At 71.6% G+C, this 22,641-nt stretch carries 16 protein-coding genes; 13 read left to right on the plus strand and 3 right to left on the minus strand.

Annotated features, from left to right (window positions below; translation table 11 throughout):
• The 11 genes from GNT64_RS01255 to GNT64_RS01305 all read left to right on the plus strand — a co-directional run bounded on the left by GNT64_RS01255 (position 1) and on the right by GNT64_RS01305 (position 13,979).
• Positions 1-1,185, plus strand: coding sequence for an FtsW/RodA/SpoVE family cell cycle protein (locus tag GNT64_RS01255; RefSeq protein ID WP_156677874.1), 1,185 nt, complete (start codon positions 1-3; stop codon positions 1,183-1,185).
• On the plus strand, positions 1,182-2,351 hold the full coding sequence (gene murG, locus GNT64_RS01260) for an undecaprenyldiphospho-muramoylpentapeptide beta-N-acetylglucosaminyltransferase (protein ID WP_156677875.1): 1,170 nt from the start codon (positions 1,182-1,184) through the stop codon (positions 2,349-2,351). The genes GNT64_RS01255 and murG overlap by 4 nt, the downstream gene beginning before the upstream one ends.
• The gene (murC, locus tag GNT64_RS01265; RefSeq protein ID WP_156677876.1) at positions 2,348-3,766 is read left to right on the plus strand and encodes a UDP-N-acetylmuramate--L-alanine ligase; all 1,419 of its coding nucleotides are present in this window, start codon (positions 2,348-2,350) and stop codon (positions 3,764-3,766) included. The genes murG and murC overlap by 4 nt, the downstream gene beginning before the upstream one ends.
• Entirely contained in the window at positions 3,763-3,960 is a 198-nt protein-coding gene (locus GNT64_RS01270; RefSeq protein WP_156677877.1) for a hypothetical protein, read from the plus strand. The genes murC and GNT64_RS01270 overlap by 4 nt, the downstream gene beginning before the upstream one ends.
• On the plus strand, positions 3,957-4,877 hold the full coding sequence (gene murB, locus GNT64_RS01275; protein ID WP_197277223.1) for a UDP-N-acetylmuramate dehydrogenase: 921 nt from the start codon (positions 3,957-3,959) through the stop codon (positions 4,875-4,877). Before GNT64_RS01270 ends, murB begins: the two co-directional genes overlap by 4 nt.
• 151 nt (positions 4,878-5,028) lie before the next feature.
• A complete protein-coding gene (locus tag GNT64_RS01280; protein WP_156677878.1) occupies positions 5,029-5,967 on the plus strand; it encodes a D-alanine--D-alanine ligase in 939 nt (312 codons plus the stop codon).
• Positions 5,964-6,938 carry a cell division protein FtsQ/DivIB gene (locus GNT64_RS01285; RefSeq protein WP_156677879.1) on the plus strand — a complete coding sequence of 325 codons (975 nt, stop codon included), beginning with the start codon at positions 5,964-5,966 and terminating at the stop codon, positions 6,936-6,938. Before GNT64_RS01280 ends, GNT64_RS01285 begins: the two co-directional genes overlap by 4 nt.
• Before the next feature lie 57 nt (positions 6,939-6,995).
• Positions 6,996-8,261, plus strand: a complete 1,266-nt coding sequence (ftsA, locus tag GNT64_RS01290; protein ID WP_156677880.1) for a cell division protein FtsA — start codon at positions 6,996-6,998, stop codon at positions 8,259-8,261.
• 97 nt (positions 8,262-8,358) lie between these two features.
• The gene (gene ftsZ / locus GNT64_RS01295) at positions 8,359-9,807 is read left to right on the plus strand and encodes a cell division protein FtsZ (protein ID WP_156677881.1); all 1,449 of its coding nucleotides are present in this window, start codon (positions 8,359-8,361) and stop codon (positions 9,805-9,807) included.
• A gap of 180 nt (positions 9,808-9,987) precedes the next feature.
• Positions 9,988-12,771, plus strand: a complete 2,784-nt coding sequence (locus GNT64_RS01300) for a tetratricopeptide repeat protein (RefSeq protein WP_156677882.1) — start codon at positions 9,988-9,990, stop codon at positions 12,769-12,771.
• Positions 12,772-12,815: 44 nt separating this feature from the next.
• Positions 12,816-13,979: a deoxyguanosinetriphosphate triphosphohydrolase gene (locus GNT64_RS01305; RefSeq protein ID WP_156677883.1), complete on the plus strand. Its 1,164-nt coding sequence runs from the start codon at positions 12,816-12,818 to the stop codon at positions 13,977-13,979.
• Between the two features lie 88 nt (positions 13,980-14,067).
• Here GNT64_RS01305 and GNT64_RS01310 read toward each other — a convergent pair whose 3' ends face one another.
• Positions 14,068-14,733: a DUF4336 domain-containing protein gene (locus GNT64_RS01310; protein WP_197277224.1), complete on the minus strand. Its 666-nt coding sequence runs from the start codon at positions 14,731-14,733 to the stop codon at positions 14,068-14,070.
• A 143-nt stretch (positions 14,734-14,876) separates the two neighbouring features.
• Positions 14,877-15,686, minus strand: coding sequence for a Rossmann-fold NAD(P)-binding domain-containing protein (locus GNT64_RS01315; protein ID WP_156677884.1), 810 nt, complete (start codon positions 15,684-15,686; stop codon positions 14,877-14,879).
• A gap of 136 nt (positions 15,687-15,822) precedes the next feature.
• Between GNT64_RS01315 and pepN the strand changes: the two genes are divergently transcribed.
• On the plus strand, positions 15,823-18,423 hold the full coding sequence (pepN, locus tag GNT64_RS01320; protein WP_156677885.1) for an aminopeptidase N: 2,601 nt from the start codon (positions 15,823-15,825) through the stop codon (positions 18,421-18,423).
• A gap of 181 nt (positions 18,424-18,604) precedes the next feature.
• Here pepN and pdxH read toward each other — a convergent pair whose 3' ends face one another.
• Positions 18,605-19,180, minus strand: a complete 576-nt coding sequence (pdxH, locus tag GNT64_RS01325; protein WP_156677886.1) for a pyridoxamine 5'-phosphate oxidase — start codon at positions 19,178-19,180, stop codon at positions 18,605-18,607.
• A 76-nt stretch (positions 19,181-19,256) separates the two neighbouring features.
• On the opposite strand from pdxH, the gene GNT64_RS01330 reads away from it, so the two are divergent.
• Entirely contained in the window at positions 19,257-22,628 is a 3,372-nt protein-coding gene (locus tag GNT64_RS01330) for a transglutaminase family protein (protein WP_156677887.1), read from the plus strand.
• Positions 22,629-22,641: the final 13 nt, after the last annotated feature.

Below are 22,641 nucleotides of genomic sequence, written 5' to 3' on the forward strand. Positions count from 1 at the left end.
ATGACGGCATCGACGATCCAGCGTAGCCGCAAGCAGGTGGTGCGGCTGGGCCGCGCCGATCGCAGCTGGTACGCGACCTGGTTCTGGGAGATCGATCGCGTACTGCTGCTGCTGGTGGTGCTGCTGATCGGCATCGGCCTGATCGCCGTAGCCGCCGCGTCGCCCGCGGCCGCCGGGCTGGAGGGGAAGCCGCCGCTCTATTATTTCACGCGCCAGCTGGTCTGGGTCGGCCTCGGCGTGCCGACGATGATCGGCGTCTCCATGCTGCCGAAGGATGTGGCGCGGCGCTGGTCGATCTGGGCGGCGGTGCTGTTCGCCGCCTGCCTGGTGCTGGTGCCGTTCGTGGGCATCAAGGTGAACGGCGCGGTGCGCTGGATCGGCGTCGATCCGCTGCGCTTCCAGCCGTCCGAGTTCCTGAAGCCCTTCTTCGTGGTGGCGCTGGCGTGGATGCTGTCGCTGAAGCAGCAGGATCGCAGCCTGCCGGTGGTGCCGCTCTCCTTCGTCGGCGTCGGCGTGATCGCGCTGTTCCTGATGAAGCAGCCCGATTTCGGCCAGACGGTGATCTTCGTCTGCGTGTGGATGGCGCTGCTGCTGATCTCCGGCGTGCCGATGCGCTTCCTGTTCTGGCTGGGCGGAGTGGGGCTGGCGGGCATCGTCGCCGCCTTCCTGTTCTACGATGTCGCGCGCGGGCGGATCATGGAGTTCGTCACCGGATCGGGCGACACCTACCATGTCGACGTGGCGCATGCGACGATCGTGAACGGCGGCCTGGTCGGCCTGGGGCCGGGCGGCGGCGTGCGCAAGTTCAAGCTGCCGGAATCGCACAACGACTATATCTTCTCGGTGATCGGCGAGGAGTTCGGCCTGATCTCCTGCCTGGCGATCGCCTTCATCTACCTCGCCATCATGGTCCGCGTGTTCATCAAGCTGCTGGACGAGGAGGACAGCTTCCTGATGCTGGCCGCCGCAGGCCTCGCCACCCAGTTCGGCCTGCAGGCGCTGGTGAACATGGCGGTGAACGTGCAGGTGGTGCCCTCCAAGGGGATGACCTTGCCGTTCATCAGCTATGGCGGCTCGTCGCTGCTGGCCGTGTCGATCGGCTTCGGCCTGCTGCTGGCCTTCACCCGGCGCAACCCCTATCTGACCCGCTCTCCCTATGTGGTGAAGTGGAGCGGTCGCACATGAGCCAGCATATCCCCGGCATCACCCGCCACTTCGTGCTGGCGGCCGGCGGCACCGGCGGTCACATGATCCCGGCGCACGCGCTGGCGGCCGAGCTGATGCGGCGCGGCCACCGTGTGGCGCTGGTGACGGACGAGCGCGGCGCCCGCTTCCCCGGCCTGTTCGGCGGCGTGCAGACCCACATCCTGCCGGCCGGCCGGCTGGAGGGCGGGCCGATCGGCTGGCTGCGTGCGGCGCGGGCGATCCATGCCGGGCGGGAGATGGCGCGCCAGCTGTACCGCACGTTCGAGCCTTCCGCCGTGATCGGCTTCGGCGGCTATCCGGCGCTGCCGGCGCTGCTGGCGGCGCTGAAGCAGGGCATCCCGACCGCGCTGCACGAGCAGAACGCGGTGCTCGGCCGCACCAACCGGCTGCTGGCGCGGCGGGTGGATGCGATCGCCACCGGCTTTTCCGGCGTGGAGCGGCTGGCGGCGCGGCTGGAGCCGAAGGTGCGCGTGGTGGGCAATCCGGTGCGCGACGAGATCACGGCGCTGCGCGACCAGCCCTTCCCGCCGATCACCGAGGAGGGCGCCTTCCGCATCCTGGTGACGGGCGGCAGCCAGGGCGCCAGCATCCTCTCCGAAGTGGTGCCGGAGGGGCTGGGGCTGATGCCCGTCACCTTCCGCCGGCGGATGCAGGTGACGCAGCAGTGCCGGCCCGAGGATATCGAGACGGTGCGCGCCAAATATGCCGGGCTCGGCATCCCCGCCGATCTCGCCACCTATCTGCCCGATCTGCCGGAGCGGCTCGGCTGGTCCCACCTGGTGATCGGCCGCGCCGGCGCCTCGACGATCGCCGAGCTGACGGTGGCCGGGCGGCCGGCTATCCTGATCCCCTATCCGGCGGCGACCGACGACCACCAGACCGCCAATGCGCGCGAGATGGTGGCGGCGGGTGGCGCGCGGCTGATCCGCCAGCCGCGCTTCACCCCCACCGAACTCGCCAAGCAGATGCAGAAGCTGGCGCTGGAGCCCGGCGCTCTGCAGAATGCCGCCAAGCGCGCCTGGAGCGTCGGCCGCCCCGATGCGGCGCGCGACCTGGCCGACGTGGTCGAGGGGCTGGGGCGCACCCCGGTCGTCGACGGGCTGCCGGCCGATCCACCGAAACTCGCCAGGGAAGCCTACGCATGAAGGGTGTCGCGACCGACATCGGCACGATCCACTTCATCGGCATCGGTGGGATCGGCATGTCCGGCATCGCCGAGGTGATGCACAATCTGGGCTACAAGGTGCAGGGATCGGACGTGGCCGAGGGCTATGTGATCCAGGGCCTGCGCGACAAGGGCATCGACGTGATGATCGGCCACCGGGCCGAGAATCTGGGCGACGCCGCCGTGGTCGTCACCTCCACCGCGATCAAGCGCGGCAATCCGGAGGTGGAGCTGGCGCTGGAGACGCGCGTGCCGGTGGTGCGCCGGGCCGAGATGCTGGCCGAGCTGATGCGGCTGAAATCCACCGTCGCCGTGGCCGGCACCCACGGCAAGACGACGACGACCTCGATGGTGGCGGCGCTGCTGGACGCCGGCGGGGTGGACCCGACCGTGATCAACGGCGGCATCATCAACAGCTACGGCTCCAACGCGCGGCTGGGCGCCAGCGACTGGATGGTGGTGGAGGCGGACGAGAGCGACGGCAGCTTCCTGCGGCTGGACGGCACCTACGCGATCGTCACCAACATCGATCCCGAGCATCTGGATCACTACGGATCGTTCGAGAAGGTGAAGGACAGCTTCGTCGAGTTCGTCGAGAACGTGCCGTTCTACGGCGCGGCGCTGCTGTGCCTCGACCATCCCGAGGTGCAGGCGCTGATCCCGCGCGTGCGCGACCGCCGCGTCGTGACCTACGGCTTCTCGGCCCAGGCGGACGTGCGCGGTGTGAACGTGACGCCGATCCCCGGCGGCAACCGCTTCGAGGTGATCGTGCGCCACCGCGACGGCACCAGCCGATCGATCGAGAATATCGAGCTGCCGATGCCCGGCCGCCACAATGTGCAGAACAGCCTGGCGGCGATCGGCGTGGCGCTGGAGATGGGCATAGCGGACGCGGTGATCGCCAGGGGCTTCGCAGCGTTCGGCGGGGTCAAGCGCCGCTTCACCAAGGTGGGCGAGATCGCGCTGGCCGGCGGCACGGCGACGGTGATCGACGATTACGGCCACCACCCGGTGGAGATACGGGCGGTGCTGGCCGCGGCGCGCGAGGGCGTGCAGGGGCGCGTTATCGCGGTGGTGCAGCCGCACCGCTACTCCCGCCTGGGCGATCTGATGGGGGATTTTCAGTCCGCCTTCAACGATGCCGACATCGTCTATGTCGCGCCCGTCTACGCGGCTGGCGAGGAGCCGGTGGAGGGCGTCGACGCGGCCGCGCTGGTGCGTGGCCTGAAGACGCGGGGGCATCGCGCCGCGCAGGAGATCGCCGGGCCGGACGAGCTGGCCGCCACCTTGCGCGATGTCGTGCAGGGCGGCGACATGATAATCTGCCTGGGCGCCGGCGACATCACGAAATGGGCCGCCGGGCTGGCCGGCGCCATCCAAGGAGAAAGAGCATGAACGATCCGTTCGTCGCCTGGAAGATGCTGCAGGACCAGATGATGGCCGCGCAGAAGGCGCAGCTTGAGGCCGCGACCAGGATGATCGGCCTCTCCGCGCCGATGGAAGGCGCGATGAAGGCCGCGCAGAACGTCGCCGATGCCAACGCCAAGGCGTGGGAGACGTGGATGGGCATGTGGGGCGTGCGCAAATGAACCCAGCCGCCAGCGTCGCGGCCTCGCCCGTCATCCCGTCCGTGCGCGGACGGCTGACGGCGGCCGCGCCGCTGGCGCCCCTCGTCTGGTTCAAGAGCGGCGGCACGGCCGAGTGGCTGTTCGAACCGGCCGACGAGCAGGATCTCGCCGGGTTCCTGCGGGATCTCGACCCGGCGATGCCGGTGATGGGGCTGGGTCTCGGCTCCAACCTGATCGTGCGCGACGGCGGCGTGCCGGGCGTGGTGGTGCGGCTCGGCAAGGCCTTCGCCAGGGTGGCGGCGGACGTAGGCGACCTTTCGCTCGCCTGCGGGGCGGGGGCCTCGGGCATCCTCGTCTCGTCGACGGCGCGCGACGCCGGCATCGGCGGCCTCGAGTTCCTCCGCTCGATCCCCGGCACCGTCGGCGGCTTCGTGCGGATGAACGGCGGCGCCTACGGCCGCGAGACGGCGGACGTGCTCGTCCACGCCACCGTGATGTATCGTGACGGCCGGACGGACACGCTGGACGCGGCCGAACTCGGCTACACCTACCGCCACTCCGATCTGCCGCCGGACGCGATCGTCGTGGCGGCCCGTTTTCGCGGTCACGCCGCCGATCCCGCCGTGATCGGCGCGGAGATGGACCGCATCGCCGCCGAGCGCGAGGCGAGCCAGCCGCTGCGCAGCCGCACCGGCGGCTCCACCTTCAAGAACCCGCCGGGCGAGAAGGCGTGGGCGCTGGTCGATCGCGCCGGCTGCCGGGGGCTGCGGCGCGGTGACGCGCAGGTATCCGAAAAGCACACGAACTTCCTGCTGAACCTGGGCGGCGCGACCTCCGCCGACATCGAGGCGCTGGGCGAGGAGGTGCGCGAGCGCGTGCTGGCCGAGACGGGGGTTGCTCTGGAGTGGGAAATCCAGCGCGTGGGAGTGGCCGGATGATCCTCCCCGGAACAGGAAGGCGGACCATGCGCAGCATGGTGGAGGCGCGGCGCGGCCGGGCGCCTTCCCTTACTGGTTGCGCGACGCCGCTATCCCCCTCCACCACGCCGCTGCGCGGCGCGGTCCCCCTCCCCGTGCCGGGGAGGATCTGATGCACGTCGCGGTGCTGATGGGCGGCTGGTCGGCCGAGCGCGCGGTGTCGCTGACCAGCGGCAACGGCGTGGCGGACGCGCTGGAGTCGCTCGGCCACCGCGTGACCCGCATCGACATGGGCCGCGACGTGGCCGCCCGGCTGGCGGAGGCCGCGCCCGACGTGGTGTTCAACGCGCTGCACGGATCACCCGGCGAGGACGGATCGGTGCAGGGCATGCTCGACCTGATGGGGCTGAGATACACCCACAGCGGCCTCGCCACATCGGTGATCGCGATCGACAAGCAGCTGACGAAGAACGAGCTGGTGCCGCACGGCATCCGCATGCCGGCGGGGCTGATGGTCGCGTCCGAGAGCCTGTACGCCGCCGATCCGCTGCCGCGCCCCTATGTGCTGAAGCCGGTGAACGAGGGTTCCTCGGTCGGCGTCGCGATCGTCACGCAGGAGGGCAATTACGGCAGCCCGATCGGCCGCGACGCGGATGGCCCGTGGCGGCATTTCGACCGGCTGCTGGCCGAACCGTTCATCAAGGGGCGCGAGCTGACCGTGGCGGTGCTCGGCGGCGCCGAGAACGGGCGCCCGCTGGCGGTGACGGAGCTGAAACCCCGGAGCGGCTTCTACGATTACGACAGCAAATATACCGATGGCCTGACCGTCCACATCTGCCCGGCGCAGATCCCGGCGGAGATCGCCTCCTCCGCCCTGGCGATGGCGGTGAAGGCGCATCGCGTGCTCGGCTGCCGCGGCACCAGCCGCTCCGATTTCCGCTGGGACGAGGAGCATGGCGAGGCCGGCCTCTATCTGCTGGAGGTGAACACCCAGCCCGGCATGACGCCGCTGAGCCTGGTGCCCGAGCAGGCGCGCCACATCGGCATGAGCTACGCACAGCTCGTGCAGCGCATCGTCGACGAGGCCATGGACGGCGGGAGCGCGGCATGACGACGGTGCGCGCCCAGCCCGCCACGATCCGCCGCGGCACATCGCCCAGGAAGCGCGCGCCGGTGAAGCCGCGCGTGGTGGTGAAAACGCAGGCGCAGGCGACGCGGGCGCTGGCCATCGTCCCGCCACGCGTCGCCGAACTGGCCCGGCGCATCGGCCGCTACCTGCTGGCGCTGCTGCTGATCGCCGCCGCCGTGGCCGGCTTCGTCGCCATGGGCCTGCCGCAGATGATCGGCCTGCAGGCGGGCGAGCTGCTGGGCCGCGCCGGCTTCGCGGTGAAGCGGGTGGAGATCACCGGCATCGACCGGATGGACCGGCGGCAGGTGGAGAATGCCGCGCTGGACCAGCAGGCGCGGGCGATGCCGCTGGTGGACCTGGCCGGGATCCGCGCGCGGCTGCTGATGCAGGGCTGGGTGAAGGATGCCCGCGTCTCCCGCCGCTTCCCCGATACGCTGGTGATCGACATCGTCGAGCGGCAGCCAGCCGCCATCTGGCAGTATCAGCGGCGGCTGGCGCTGGTGGACGCGCAGGGCCGGGTGATCGAGCAGGTGCGGCTGGAGGGCACGCCGCTGCCCGACCTGCCGATCGTGATTGGGCCGGGCGCCAACCTGCGGCTGGCGGCGCTCGCCAGCCTGCTCTCCGCGGCGCCGCAGCTGCGGCCGGTGCTGGACGGCGCGAGCTGGATCGGCGATCGCCGCTGGGACATCCGCTTCCGCTCCGGCGAGACGCTGTCGCTGCCAGAGGGCGACACGCAGGCGCGCGCCGCGCTGATCGACTTCGCCAGGCGCGACGGCGTCGCGCGGCTGCTGGGGCAGGGCATCATTCGCTTCGACATGCGCGTGCCCGGCCGCTTCGTGGTGCGGGTGAAGGATCCGGTGCCGCCGCCCGCGATCGACACGCCGCCGCCGACCGCGGCGAAACCACCGGCCTCGCCGCCGCCCGCCGACGACGGCGCGACGAACAACACATGAGATGCGCCGCCGCCTGTTCCTGGGGGAGGACGGCCGGCGGCGCCGAAGGGGGACAGCATGGCCAACACGCATAACGGCAAGCTCATCACCGCGCTGGATATCGGCTCCTCCAAGGTCTGCGCGCTCATCGCGCTGGCGCCGGAAGAGGGCGGCGAATTGCAGGTGCTGGGCACCGGCCAGCGCGAGAGCAAGGGCGTGCGGCGCGGCTACATCGCCGACATGGAGCGCACCGAGGCGGCGATCCGCGAGGCGGTGGAGCAGGCCGAGCGCATCGCCCGCACCAACATCGAGGACGTGTGGGTCAGCTTCTCGGCCGGCGGCCTCGTCTCCACCCTGGCGAGCGTGGAGGTGGATCTCGGCGGCCACCGCATCGAGCAGCGCGACATCGACGACCTGCTGGCGGCCGGCCGCGGATCGATCGACCCCGAAGGGCGGATGGTGCTGCACGCGCAGCCGACGCTCTACACGCTGGATGGCCTGAAGGGCACCAAGACGCCGCTGGGCCTGCATGCCGACCGGCTGGGCGTGGACATCCACGTCGTCGCGGCGGAGGCCTCGCCGGTGCGCAACGTCGATCTGTGCGTGCGATCGGCCCACCTGGAGGTGAAGTCGATCGTCGCCTCGCCCATCGCCACCGGCATGGCCTGCCTGTCCGACGAGGAGCGCGAGCTGGGCGTGGCGCTGGTGGAGCTGGGCGCCGGCGTGACCAACGTCTCGCTGTTCGCCGGCGGCATGCTGGTGGGGCTCCACTCGATCCCGATGGGCGCGTCCGACATCACCGACAACATCGCCTCCGCCTTCGGCATGCGGCGCTTCGATGCGGAGCGGATCAAGGCCTTCTACGGATCGGCCACCACGTCGCCACGCGACAATCACGACATGATCGACATCGCCCCGATCAGCGGCGATGCCGACGGCGCCGACGTGGGCCGGATGACGCGGGCGCAGCTGATCGCCATCATCCGCCAGCAGCTGGAACACTGGATGAACGAGGTGGCGACGACCCTGAAGGCGCTGGGCTTCACCGGGCCGGTGGGCCGGCAGGTGGTGCTGACGGGCGGCGGCGCGGAACTGAAGGGCATGGCCGATTACGCGCAGGGGCTGCTCGGCCGATCGGTGCGGATCGGCCGGCCGCGCGGCCTCTCCGGCCTGCCGGAGGCGCATTCCGGCCCGGCCTTCGCCACCGTTGCCGGGCTGGTGCAATATGCTGCGTCCGATCCGGTGGACCTGCGGCAGATCGTGCCCTCCACCACGATGGTCCACCGGCCGACGGCCTCCAGCGTGGTGCAGCGGCTGATCGCGGCCTTCCGGCAGGGCTACTAAATCGATCCCGCGTTAACTTTTCACGTGCGTTGCCGATTCGGATCGGGCAGTTTTGGGCAAAGCGTAGGGCCGTGGTGCGGCTACAGGAGATTATCAGATGACGATCGAGTTCATGCGCCCCGAGGTCGACGAGTTGAAGCCGCGCATCAGCGTGATCGGCGTCGGCGGCGCGGGCGGCAACGCGATCGCGAACATGATCGCGTCCGACGTGCAGGGCGTCGACTTCATCGTCGCCAACACCGATGCGCAGGCCCTCAACGCCTCCTCGGCGGAGAGCCGGATCCAGCTGGGGCTGAAGATCACGCAGGGGCTGGGCGCCGGATCGCGGCCGGAGATCGGCCGGGCGGCGGCCGAGGAGACGATCGAGCAGATCGAGCGCGCGCTGGACGGCGCCCACATGTGCTTCATCGCCGCCGGCATGGGCGGCGGCACCGGCACCGGGGCCGCGCCGGTGATCGCCAAGGCCGCGCGCGATCGCGGCATACTGACGGTGGGCGTCGTCACCAAGCCGTTCAGCTTCGAGGGCAATCGTCGCGCCAAATCGGCCGACGCCGGCATCGAGGAGCTGCAGAAGCATGTCGACACGCTGATCGTGATCCCCAACCAGAATCTGTTCCTGGTCGCCAACCCGAACACGACCTTCAAGGACGCCTTCAAGATGGCGGACGAGGTGCTGCAGCAGGGCGTGCGCGGCATCACCGACCTGATGGTGATGCCGGGCCTCATCAACCTCGACTTCGCCGACGTGCGTTCGGTGATGGGCGAGATGGGCAAGGCGATGATGGGCACGGGCGAGGCATCGGGCGACAATCGCGCGATCGAGGCGGCCGAGAAGGCGATCGCCAACCCGCTGCTGGACGGCGTTTCGATGAAGGGCGCCAAGGGCGTCATCATCTCCATCACCGGCGGCGAGGACATGCGCCTGATGGAGGTGGACGAGGCCGCCAACCACATCAAGGAACTCGTCGATCCGGACGCCAACATCATCTGGGGTTCGGCGTTCAACAACGATCTGGAAGGCAAGATCCGCGTCTCGGTGGTGGCCACCGGGATCGAGGCGGACACCTCCGCCGCCGCCGAGCCGGCCAAGCTGTTCGCCTTCCCCCAGTCCCGCAAGGCCGAGCCGGCGGCGACGCCTGCCGCGGCCCCGGCGGCTGCGGCACCCGTGGCCGAGCAGGCGCCCGCGCCCGTCGCCGAGCAGCCGGCGCCTCCGCCGGCCGCAGCGCCCGTGGCGGCAGCCCCGGCACCGACACCGGCGGCCGAGGAGGAACTGCTGCTCGACACCGGCACGATGCTGACGCCGGAGCCGGAGCCGGCGCCCGCCACCGTGCGGCCCGAGCAGGCCCGCCCGGCCTGGCTGACCCCGCCGGCCGAGGCGCCCGCCCCGGCCCCGCGCATCGCCCGCGAGGGCGGCACCCTGTTCGAGCGCATGTCGAACATCGCGCGCGGCGCGGCCAAGGCGCAGATCGAGCCGGAGGCCGAGCAGAAGCGCGGCGTAGAGCCGCTCGACATCCCGCGCTTCCTGAACCGCCAGAACAATCAGTAGGCTACGTCGCGCGACGGTGCGATGCGCGCGTGCCGGCGCGGGGTGCCGTCACGTCGGCCGGGCGACGTGGCGACGGCGTGGCCCGGCGGCCGTTCGTCCGGACCGCGCACCGGCTGGTCGCGCGGCGGTGACGCGGCGGGTTGAAGCCGCCCGGCGCGGCCCGCTTATCTGCTCCTGACCATGACATCGCGAATCCTTTCCCCGCGCGCGCGGCTGCTGGCGCTCATCCCGCTGGCGATGCCGGGCGCCGTGCTGGCGGCGCAGGCCACGCCGTCGACGGCTTATCCGGCATCCGGCTATGGCGCCCCCGCCTATCCGGCGATCGCCGACGTCGATCCGGTGACGGCGCTGAGCCGATACCTGCGCATGCTGGCCGCCAACCCGCGCGATCTCGCTTCCCTCACCGGGGCCGGGCGGGCGGCGCTGGCGGTGGGCGACGCGAACGCCGCGCTCGGCTTCTATGCCCGTGCCGAGGAGATCGCGCCGCGCAACGGGCGCATCAAGGCGGGCCTCGCCACGGCGCTCGTCCAGATGGAGCAGCCGCGCACGGCGCTGAAGCTGTTCGACGAGGCGGTGGCGCTCGGCGTGCCGGCGGGCGACATCGCCGCCGATCGCGGGCTCGCCAACGACCTGATCGGCGACAATCGCCGCGCACAGGCCGACTACACGCTGGCGCTGCGCGCGAAGGACGATGACGAGACGGTGCGGCGGCTCGCCTTGTCGATGGCGATATCCGGCGATCGCGCCGGCGCGCTGACGATGCTGGAGCCGCTGCTGCGCCGGCGCGACAGCGGCGCGGTGCGCGCGCGCGCCTTCGTGCTGGCGCTGACCGGCGACCAGGCGGGCGCGGCCAATGTGGTGCGCGGCGCGATGCCCGGCCCGCAGGCGACGGTGATGGCGACCTTCATGGGCCGGCTGGTGAAGCTGAACCCCGCGCAGAAGGCGCTGGCGGTGAATTTCGGCTACTTCCCGTCCGACGCGCGATCGTACACGGCGGCCGAGCTGTTCGCCGATGCGCGATCGACGCCGCTGCCGGCCGCGATCGGCACGGCGGGCGCGGCGCGCGACCCGCGTGGCGACCGACGCGGCGATACGCCGCTGATCCCGGCCGGCGAGGCGCTGGGGCCGCGCATCGCGACCGCTGCCGACGTGGCGGACCTCCGCGCGCCGCGCCGCCGCCCTGGCTTCGGCGAGACGGCCGAGGTGCTGCCGCCGGCGCACGTGCTCGCCGCCCCGATCCCCGGGCAGACGGCCGTGCCGGCTGCGACGCGGGCGACGGTCGCCGCCGCCACGCCTGCGCGCATGGGTGGAGCGACCGCTCCGGTGCCGCGTCCGGCGACCATGGCGGGCGTCACGCAGGCCCTGACGCCATCGGCCGCGTCGGCGCCCACCCGGCTGGCGCAGGCGGACCCGGTGCGGATGCGCGCGATCGACGGCGTGCCTGGCACGGCCGAGACGCAGGGCACGGCAGCGACGCGCGCGCCGGCGATGCCGTCTGCGCCGGCGGTGGCGTTCGCGGGTGCCGGGTCCGTTGCCGCCGCTCCACCAGTGGCGGTGCCATCGGCGACGTTCACGTCGGCCACGCCGCAGCCGGCGCGAACGACGTCGGCGACCGTCATGGTGCCGCCGGCATCGATCGCCTCGAGGACTGCCGCCTCGGCGACTTCGCAGCCGGCGGGGATGACGACGGCGACCAGCACAGAGCCGGCGGCACCGACGGGCTCGAGCACCGCCACCTCGGCGACCGCGCAGCTGGCGCGGACGACGACGGCGATCGGCACGGAGCCGCCGGCATCGACGGGCTCGGCGACGGCCGCTTCGGCCCCGCAGCCGGCCGCGGCAGGATCGATCGCGGTGGCGACATCGGCTGCTGCACCGTCCGTGACTGCCTCCGCCGTTCCGCCTGTCGCGCCGGATGCGACCGCGCCGACGGTCGCCACCACCGCGACGACGAACGCGCCCGCACCGCTGCCTGTGCCGGGCGGGGCGGCGGCGGCGCTGGTCGTCACCGCGCGTGGGCCGGCGCTCGCCGGCGTCGAGCCCGTCGCGCCGGAGCGCATCGTGGACTTGCCGCCGTCGCGCGCGCCCGTCGCCCAGCGGCCCGCGCCGGTGGAGCGTGCGCCCGCCCAGGAGCCGGCAGCCGGCAGCCGCGAGGCGGTCCGCAGGCAGATCGATCGATCGACGCGCGGCGCGGGCAGGGACGTCGGCGAGGATCCGGCCGGCGCCGCGACGACGAGCGGCCGGACGAAGGTGGCCGGCCGCGACAAGGCCGTGCAACTGGCCGCCGCCGACGAGCGCAGCGGCACGTCTGCCGGCCGGGGCGCGGAGAAGCCGTCGGCCAAAGGCGGAACGGCGGCGAAGGGGAGGATGGCGGAAAAGGCCGCCGATGCCGACAAGGTGGGCGGCAGAAGCAAGGCGGCGGACGCGGTAGCCGGGAAGAAGGCCGGCGACAGGGACCCGGTATCCGCCAGAAGCAAGGTTTCCGCCCGTGATGCCGCCGCTGGCAAGGGCAAGGATGCCGAGCCGGATGTGGCGCCGGCGAAGGGCAGGGCCGGCGACAAGGGCAAGGCCGCGGATAAAGGCAAGGCGGCCGACAAGGGCAAGGGCGCCGACAAGTCGAAGACCGCCAAGGCCGACGAGAAGGCGGACGACCGGAAGACCGCCGCCAAGGCCGAGGCCAAGGGCAAGGTGCCGGAACGCTACTGGGTGCAGGTCGCATCCGGCAGCAACAAGGCCAATCTGGACAAGGCTTGGGACAATGTGAAGGGCAGGGCGCCCAAGCTGCTGGAGGGCAAGGCGACCTATACGGCGCCGTGGCGCGCCTCCAACCGGCTGCTGATCGGCCCGTTCAAGACGGCGGAGGAGGCGCAGGCGCAGGTGAACCGGCTCGGCAAGGCGGGCGTCTCCGGCATCCAGTTCACCACCCGCGCCGGCAACGACGTGGAGAAGGTGACGGCGCGGTAGCGCGCGATTCCCAAGCGCTGCCGGCCCCTCTATGGAGGCCGGCGATGACCGCCCCCTACGCCTCCGATCCGGCCGCATCGCGCGGGCGGCTGCACGACGAGGGGCGCGATGCCACGCGCGGCCCGCGCGACGCCTTCCAGCGCGATCGCGACCGGATCATCCACGCGATCGCCTTCCGCCGGCTGGGTCACAAGACGCAGGTGTTCGTCGCGCCGGACGGCGACCATTATCGCGTCCGTCTGACGCACAGCCTGGAGGTGGCGCAGATTGGCCGCACGATCGCCCGCGCGCTGGGGCTGAACGAGGATCTGACCGAGGCGTTGTGCCTGGCCCACGATATCGGCCACCCCCCGTTCGGCCACGCGGGCGAGGAGGCGCTGACCGCCGCCGTGGCCGATGCCGGCGGCTTCGACCACAATGCCCACACGCTGCGCGTGCTGACGACCCTGGAGACGCCCTATCCGCGCTGGCCGGGGCTGAACCTGGGCTGGGAGACGCTGGAGGGCTTGGCCAAGCATAACGGCCCGGTGGCGGGCACGCCGCCCTGGGCGCTGGCGGAGGCGGATGCCGCCTTCCCGCTCGATCTGGGCACCTGGCCCTCGCTGGAGGCGCAGGTGGCGGCGCTGGCGGACGACATCGCCTATGACAATCACGATATCGACGACGGCCTGCGCGCCGGCCTGATCGACCTTGCCGAGGTGGTGGCGCAGCCGCTGGTGGCGCCCGGCTGGGCGGCGGTGAGCCGGCGCCTGCCGGACCTGGCGCCGGAAGCGCGGGTGGCGGAGCTGATCCGCGAGCAGATCGGCCGGATGGTGAACGACCTGCTCGCCGAGACTCGCGCGGCGATCGCGCGGGCGGCGCCCGGCAGCGTCGATGCGGTGCGCGCGGCGGGAGCGGCGCTGGCCCGCTTCTCGCCGGCGATGACGGTCGAGGAGCGCGCGTTCAAGCGGTTCATGTATGCGCGGCTGTACCATCATCCGAGCCAGCGGGCGATCGCGGAGCGGGCGCGGGGCGTGATCGCGGGGCTGGCCGCCGCCTATCGCGCCGATCCGGCGCTGTTGCCGCCGCACTGGCGCGATCGCCTGCCGCCCGACGAGCCCGCCCGAGCCCGCCACGTCGCCGACTTCATCGCCGGCATGACGGATCGCTACGCCCTGGCCCGCTATCGCGCGCTGATCGGCCCGATGGACCTCGGCGGCTGGGTGTGAGGGGCCATGGCAGGAGGTGGTTCCGTGCGCCGCGGCATCGGCTCCCCCGCCTGCATCGCAGAAGAGCGCGCGGCGGCCCGTTCCGAACCTAGTCGAGCAGCCAGCCGAAGGCGTGCGCGATCGCGGCCCGGCCACCGTGCGGGATCGGTGCGGCATGCGCCGCCAGCACCGCTTCGGCCGGCCAATCGAGGATCTGCCCGACCGCGCGGCGAGCGGCGGTCCGGTCGCGGAACGTAGCCCGGAACTTTCGGGGGACGGTGGGCCGAGGCGCGGTAAGCAGATCGAGCCGTGCGACAAGTGCGCGCCAGCCCGTGAACCAGCCGCTCTCGAAATGCTGGATCAGATCGGCGAAGATGACCGTTCGGCTTGCGCGATGGAAGAAGACGACTTCGGTCGTGATCCGGTTTCCCCGCATGACGACCTGATCGATATCGTTCGCCCACGCCGCTGCCGGCGCATCGCCCAGATCCTCATCCCACCTGAGGTCTCGGCGCTTCTCGCGTAGCCCTAGTGCCGCATAGGATCTTGCCTCCGGATAGGCGGCCTGCCACTCACCGACGAACATGTGGTGCAGGGAATTGGGCGCGACGATGTGGCGCACCGGGCCGAGCGCATCGACCCGCGCGGCAAGATCGACGGACAAGGCCACAGGCGACCAGACGAACAGCGTGCCGTCCGACAGGCGGATCAGGATCATCCGCGTGGGATACAGGAAGCCCGCGACGGATACCGGCGGCCCGTCGGCCGTCCACATGTTCTCACCGAAGGGTCGCAGCATCCTTGCCCCGGAGTCTCCGCAAACGTCAGCAGGTTCCTGCCGCTTCTGCCTGCCGCCCCGATACAGAGCATCGCGCCCGGCGGGAAGCCATCGCTGCCGGCGATGCCGGGCTCGTCGTCTCAGTTCGCCGGCGTCCGCGAGATCGCGCGCAAGCCCGCGCAATAATCCGGATGGCGCGGACTCCAGCCGAGCAGCCGCCTCGCCTTGCCGTTCGCGACGCGGCGGTTCTCCGCATAGAAGGCCAGCGCCGCCGGGGAGAGGCCGGCCTCGGCCAGCGGCAGCAGCGGCGGCCAGGGGCGGCCGAGCAGGTCGCACGCCGCCTCGATCACGCGGTTCTGGCTGCACGGCGCGTCGTCGGCCACATTGTAGGCGCCGGGCGGCCCCGCCGCGAGGCTCGCCAGCACTGCGCCGACGATGTCGTCGACGTGGATGCGGCTGAACACCTGATCGGGCAGGGCGATGCGGTGGGCTCGGCCTTCCGCCACCCGGTCCAGCGCGGAGCGGCCGGGGCCGTAGATTCCGGGCAGGCGGAAGATGCGGGCTTCCGGGTGGAGCGTGAGCCAGCGCGCGTCGGCGGCGTTGCGGCCGCCGCGCCGGCCGGCGAGCGGCGTGGCCTCGTCCACCCAGGCCCCGGCGGCATCGCCGTAGACGCCGGTGGAGGAGAGATAGCCGATCCAGCGCGCGGGCGCCGCCGCCAGCGCCGCGCCATAACGCGCGAGCACGGGATCCTCGCCCTCGGCCGGCGGCACGGAGGAGAGGATGTGGGTGGCGGCGGCGATCGCCGGCAGCACGGCCGCCGCATCGTCGAACGCGACATCGCCTGCGGCCGCCGAGCGGCGCGCCGCGATCACCTGCCAGCCGCGGCCGCGCAGCGCCGCGCCGATGCGGCTGGCGGTGTAGCCGGGGCCGAAGATCAGAAGCGTGGTCATGGCGCCCTTCATCCGTCGTCGGGCCGGCGCGCGCGGGCGTGAAATGCCGCCTGCGCGCCGACCCACGCCCGCTTCCCGGCGGTTACGGCAGCGCGAGGCGCTTCCACCCCGGGCGATCAGGCTCTAGGTTGTCGCGATGCTCGATATACAGACAGCCGCCGTCTCGCCACCGCCGGTGATCCGCCGCGAGGATTATCGGCCGCCCGACTGGCTGGTGCCGGACGTGTCGCTCGACTTCCGGCTGGATCCGGCGGAGACGCGGGTGTTCGCCCGGCTCAGCGTCACGCGCAACGGCGATCACGGCCGGCCGCTGCGGCTGGACGGCGACGGGCTCGATCCGCTGGCCGTGCGCATCGACGGCCAGGCGCTGGCGGACAGCTGGCGGATGGACGGGCCGGCGCTGGTGATCGACCTGCCCGGCGACGCCCACCTGATCGAGACCGAGGTGGCGATCGCGCCGGAGCGCAACACGCAGCTGATGGGGCTCTACGCCTCGGCCGGCATGCTGTGCACCCAGTGCGAGCCGGAGGGCTTCCGCCGCATCACCTTCTTCCCCGATCGGCCGGACGTGCTGAGCCGCTACACCGTGCGGCTGGAGGCGGACGAGGCGACCTATCCGCTGCTCCTCTCGAACGGCGATCGCACCGACGGCGGCGGCCTGGCCGAGGGGCGGCACTGGGCCGAGTGGCGCGATCCGTTCCCCAAGCCCACCTATCTGTTCGCACTGGTCGCCGCCGATCTCTCGGCCAATCGTGACGGCTTCACCACGCGCAGCGGCCGCGCGGTGGACCTCGCCATCTGGGTGAAGCCGGCCGATCTGGGCAAGACGGAGCATGCGATGGCCGCCCTGAAGGCGGCGATGGCGTGGGACGAGCAGGCCTATGGCCGCGAATATGATCTCGGCGAGTTCAACATCGTGGCGGTGGCCGACTTCAACTTCGGCGCGATGGAGAATAAGGGCCTCAACATCTTCAATTCGCGCTACATTCTGGCCGATCCGGATACCGCCACCGATGCCGATTACGATGCCGTGGCCGGCGTCGTGGCGCACGAATATTTCCACAACTGGTCTGGCAACCGCGTGACCTGCCGGGACTGGTTCCAGCTCTCCCTGAAGGAGGGCTTCACCGTGCTGCGCGACCAGCAATTTTCCGCCGACCAGGGATCGCCGGCGGTGAACCGGATCGAGAATGTGCGGGCGCTGCGCGCCGCGCAATTCCCCGAGGATGCCGGGCCGCTCGCCCACCCGATCCGGCCCGATGCCTATATGGAGATATCGAACTTCTACACCGCCACCGTCTACAACAAGGGCGCGGAGGTGATCCGCATGCTGCACACGATGCTGGGCGCGCAGGCGTTCCGGCTGGGCAGCGACCTTTATTTCGAGCGGCACGACGGGCAGGCGGCGACGTGCGAGGATTTCGTGCGCGCCATGGAGGATGCGAGCGGCGCCGACCTGGCCGACTTCCGCTTGTGGTACGGGCAGGCCGGTACGCCGCGCGTGCACGCCACGATCACCCACGAGCCGGCGAGCGGACAGGCGCGCCTCACCCTGGGGCAGACGGTGCCGGCGACACCCGGCCAGCCGGACAAGACGCCGATGCCGCTGCCCCTGAAGGTGGCGCTGTTCGGCGAGCTGACCGGCACCACGATCGCGCCCGAGCAGGTGGTGCTGCTGGACGGGGCCAGCAAGGAGGTGCTGTTCGAGGGCGTCGGCGAGCGGCCGGTGCTCTCGATCAACCGCGGCTTCTCCGCGCCGGTGGTGGTGGAGACGGATCGCTCGGCCGCCGACCTCGCCTTCCTCTCGGCCAATGACGACGATCCGTTCGCCCGCTACGAGGCGATGCAGCAGCTGATGGTCGATACGCTGGTGGTGGCGGTGGCGACCGGCGAGGCGGACCATGCGCCGGTGATCGCGGCGGTGGAGCGCACCTTGACCGATCCGGCGCTGGACCCCGCCTTCGTGGCGGAGGCGGTGCTGCTGCCGAGCGAGGCGTTCGTCGGCGACCAGATGCTCGTGGTCGATCCGCCGGCGATCCATGCCGCGCGCGAGGCGCTTCGCGCGGCGCTCGGTTCGGCGCTTGAGGAGGAGTGGCGCGCGGCCTACGGCAAGGCGCAGGCCAACCGCTACGAATATACGCCGCCGGCCAAGGGACTGCGCCGGCTGCGCACCGTGGCGCTCGGCTACCTGGCGGCGGCAGGCGTCGCGGACGCGGCGGCGCTCGCCTTCCGCCAGTATGACGAGGCGGACAACATGACCGACCGGCAGGGGGCGCTGGGCGTGCTCGCCAACGGCACCGCGCCGGAGCGGGAGGAGGCGCTGGACCTGTTCTACGAGCGCTATCGCGCGAACGGGCTGGTGCTGGACAAGTGGTTCACCACCCAGGCGCTCTCCGCCCGCGCCGATACGATCGACGCGGTGGAGCGGCTGGCGCGGCATGGCGACTTCACCCTGGCGAATCCCAACCGCATCCGCTCGCTGGTGGGCGCCTTCGCGGCCAACCAGCGCGCCTTCCACGACATATCCGGGCGGGGCTATCGCTTCCTGGCGGACATGGTGATCGCGGTGGACCGGCTGAACCCCTCCACTGCCGCCAAGCTGATCCCGCCGCTCGGCCGCTGGCGCCGCTTCGACGAGACGCGCGCGGCGCTGATGAAGGCGGAACTGCGCCGCGTGCTGGAAGCCGCCGGCCTCTCCAAGGACGTCTTCGAGCAGGCGAGCAAGAGCCTGGGGTGAAGGGGGGGCGCCGAGGCTGGTGAGGTTGACGGTTTTCCTCCCGCCGTCACCCCGGACTTGTTCCGGAGCCTACTTCGCCACGCATGTTGACGCCTGAGCCTCATGCCTCACCGCTTGCCCGGCGGTAGGTCCCGGAACAGGTCCGGGTGACGGGCCGGAGCTTCGCCATGGCGGCGGGGCGTCACGGGAACAGCAGCCCCTCGCCCCAGCCGTCGCCGTCGCGGGTGAAGAGGCGGCGTTCGTGGAGGCGATGGGCGCGGTCCTGCCAGAATTCGATGCGGTCGGGCAGCACGCGATAGCCGCTCCAGTGCGGCGGGCGGGGCACGTCGCCGCCGGCGAAGCGCTCCTCCATCGCGGCGAAGCGCGCCTCGAAGGTGGCGCGGGCATCCAGCGGGCGGGACTGGTCCGACGCCCAGGCGCCGAGCCGCGAATCGCGGCCGCGGGTGGCGAAATAGGCATCGCCCTCGGCATCGCTCACCCGTTCCACCGGCCCTTCGACGCGCACCTGCCGGCGCAGCGACTTCCAGTGGAACAGCAGGGCGGCGCGGGGCTGCGCGCGCAGATCGTCCGCCTTGCGGCTTTCGAGGTTGGTGTAGAACACGAAGCCGCGCGCATCGTGCCCCTTCAGCAGCACCATGCGCGCCGCCGGCTGGCCGGATGCATCCACCGTGGCGAGCGTCATCGCGTTGGGATCGTTGACCTCGCGGGCCTGCGCCTCGGCGAACCAGCTTTCGAACAGGGCGTGCGGATCGGTCATGCGGTAAAGGTTAGCCGAGTGCTGCGGCGCACGCCATCGGTTGCGCCCCCCTGTCAGGTGTGGTGCAAAGGGCGGCATGATTCAGGCCGCGCTCCACCACCGCACCTCCTATCGCTACGACCGGCCCGTCCAGCTTGGCCCGCAGGTGGTGCGGCTGCGCCCGGCGCCGCACAGTCGCACGGCCGTGCCGAACTACTCGCTGACGGTGACGCCGGACAGCCACTTCATCAACTGGCAGCAGGATCCGCACGGCAACTGGCTGGCGCGACTGAACTTTCCCGAGAAGACGGACGAGTTCAGCATCACGGTTGACCTGATCGCCGACCTGGTCGTGATCAACCCGTTCGACTTCTTCGTCGAGGATTATGCCGAGAACCGGCCGTTCGCCTATGCGCCGGACCTGCGCACCGATCTGACAGCCTATTTCGACGTGGAGCCGCAGGGGCCGCTGTTCGACGCGCTGGTCGCCGAATTCGAGGGGCGGCAGCAGCGCACGATCGACTTCCTCGTCGACCTGAACGTCGCCCTGAACCGGCGGATCGGCTACGTGATCCGCATGGAAGCGGGCATGCAGGAGCCCGAGCGGACGCTGGAGATCGGCACCGGATCCTGCCGCGACAGCGGCTGGCTGCTGGTGAACCTGCTGCGCCGGCTGGGCTTCGCGGCGCGCTTCGTCTCCGGCTACTCAATCCAGCTGAAGCCGGACGTCGTGGCGGTGGAGGGGCCGAAGGGCGTGGCGGAGGACGTCGTCGATCTCCACGCCTGGGCGGAGGCCTATGTGCCGGGCGCGGGCTGGATCGGATTGGACGCGACCTCCGGCATGTTCGCGGGCGAGGGGCACATCCCGCTCGCCGCGACGCCGCACTATCGCTCGGCCAGCCCGATCACCGGCGCGCTGATGGAGCCGGCCGACGTGGAGTTCGGCCACGAGATGACGGTGCAGCGCATCGCCGAAGCGGTGCGGATCACGGCGCCGTTCACCGATGCGCGCTGGCAGGCGCTGGACGCGCTTGGCGCTCGCGTGGACGCCGATCTGGTGGCGCAGGACGTGCGGCTGACGACGGGCGGCGAGCCCACCTTCGTCGCCGCCGACGATCCGGAAGCGGGCGAGTGGAACGGCGACGCGGTCGGCCCGACGAAGGCGCTGTTCGCGGACCGGCTGATCCGCATGATGCGCGAGGCGTTCGCGCCCGGCGGCCTGATCCACCACGGCCAGGGCAAATGGTATCCGGGCGAGAGCCTGCCGCGCTGGGGCTATTCGGTCTACTGGCGGCGGGATGGCGTGCCGGTGTGGCGCGATGCCGGGCTGATCGCGCAGAGCGCCGTCACCGGCGCGACGCTGGACGAGGGTGCTGCCGGCCGCTTCCTGCAGGCGGTGGCCGGCGGTCTGGGCGTGGCGGCGGATTACGTCCAGCCGGCCTATGAGGACGGCATCGAGTGGGCGGTGAAGGAAGCCTCCCTGCCCGAGAATACCGACCCCACCGATCCCCGGATCGAGGATCCGGAGGCGCGGGCGCGCATGGTGAAGGCGTTCGAGCGCGGCCTTTCCAAGCCGGTCGGCTACGTGCTGCCGGTGCAGCGGTGGAACGCGGCGGTGGCGCCCGACGCGCGCAAGGCGTGGCGCAGCGAGCGGTGGCGGGTGCGGCGCGGCAAGCTGTTCCTGGTGCCGGGGGACTCGGCGCTCGGCTATCGCCTGCCGCTGAGCGCGCTCGCCTACGTGCCGCCGTCCGATTATCCCTATCTGCACGTGCGCGACACCACCGAGCCGCGCCCGCCGCTGCCCGACTATCGCGATCAGGCGGCGCCGGCGATGGCGACGGCCGAGGGCCACGAGCAGCGCATCGAGCAGGTGGCGCAGGCGAGCGGCGGGCACGATCCGCAGGAGCGGCAGGAACAATATATCATCGAGGGGGCGGTGCGCACCGCCGTGACGGCCGAGCCGCGCGGCGACCATCTGGCGGTGTTCCTGCCGCCGACCGAGGCGCTGGAGGACTATCTGGAGCTGGTCGCCCAGATCGAGGCGACGGCCGAGGCGCTGAAGGTGCCGGTGCGGATCGAGGGCTATGCCCCGCCGCCCGATCCGCGCCTGATGGTGCTGCGCGTGACCCCCGATCCCGGCGTGATCGAGGTGAACGTCCAGCCTTCCTCCAGCTGGGCGGAGACGGTGGCGATCACCGAGGGCGTCTACCGCATGGCGCGCGAGATCGGCCTCACCGCCGACAAGTTCATGATCGACGGCCGCTCGATCGGCACCGGCGGCGGCAACCATCTGGTGCTGGGCGGCCAATCGGTGAACGATTCGCCGTTCATCCGCCGGCCGGACATGCTGAAGAGCTTCGTGCTCTACTGGCAGCGCCACCCGGCGCTGAGCTATCTGTTTTCCGGCATGTTCATCGGGCCGACCAGCCAGGCGCCCCGCATCGACGAGGCACGCCACGACGGCCTCTACGAGCTGGAGATCGCGCTGGCGCAGGTGCCGCATCCCTTCTCGTCCGCACCGGGCGAGGGCGAGACGCCGGCGCCGTGGGTGGTCGACCGCCTGTTCCGCAACCTGCTGGTGGACGTGACCGGCAACACCCACCGCACCGAGATATGCATCGACAAGCTCTACTCGCCCGACGGGCCGACCGGCCGGCTGGGCCTGGTGGAGTTCCGCGGGTTCGAGATGCCGCCCGAGCCGCGCATGAGCCTTGCCCAGCAGCTGCTGGTGCGCGCGCTGACCGCGTGGTTCTGGCGCGAGCCGCAGGAGGGCGGGCTGGTGCGCTGGGGCACGCAGCTGCACGATCGCTTCCTGCTGCCGCACTTCGTGTGGGCCGATTTCCTGGACGTGCTGGGCGATCTGCGCCGCGCCGGCTACGATTTCGATCCGAGCTGGTTCGAGGCGCAGCGCCAGTTCCGCTTCCCCGTGCACGGCACGGTGAACGCCGGCGGCGTGAGCCTGGAGATCAGCCACGCGCTGGAGCCGTGGCACGTGCTGGGCGAGACGGGCGCGATCGGCGGCACCGTGCGCTACGTCGACAGCTCGACCGAGCGGTTGCAGGTGAAGGCGACCGGCATCGTGGCGGAGCGGCACATCGTCTCCGTCAACGGCCGCGCCGTGCCGATGACCGCCACCGGCCTGTCGGGCGAGATGGTGGGCGGCGTGCGCTACAAGGCGTGGGCGCCGGCCAACTGCCTGCATCCGCGCCTGCCGGCCAACGCGCCGCTGACCTTCGACCTGCTCGATCGCTGGAACGGGCGGTCGCTCGGCGGCTGCGTCTACCATGTCGCGCACCCCGGCGGCCGCAGCTACGATACCGTGCCGGTGAACGACTATGAGGCCGAGACCCGGCGCCGCATCCGCTTCCAGGAAGGCGGCCATACGCCCGGCACCGTGGCCATGCCGCGGCAGGAGCAGGCCGGCGAGTTTCCGCTGACGCTCGATCTGCGCACGCCGGCGCCGCGCTAGTCACCGTGGCGAC

The sequence above is a fragment of the Sphingomonas profundi genome, from assembly GCF_009739515.1.
Taxonomy (GTDB): Bacteria; Pseudomonadota; Alphaproteobacteria; order Sphingomonadales; family Sphingomonadaceae; genus Alterirhizorhabdus; species Alterirhizorhabdus profundi.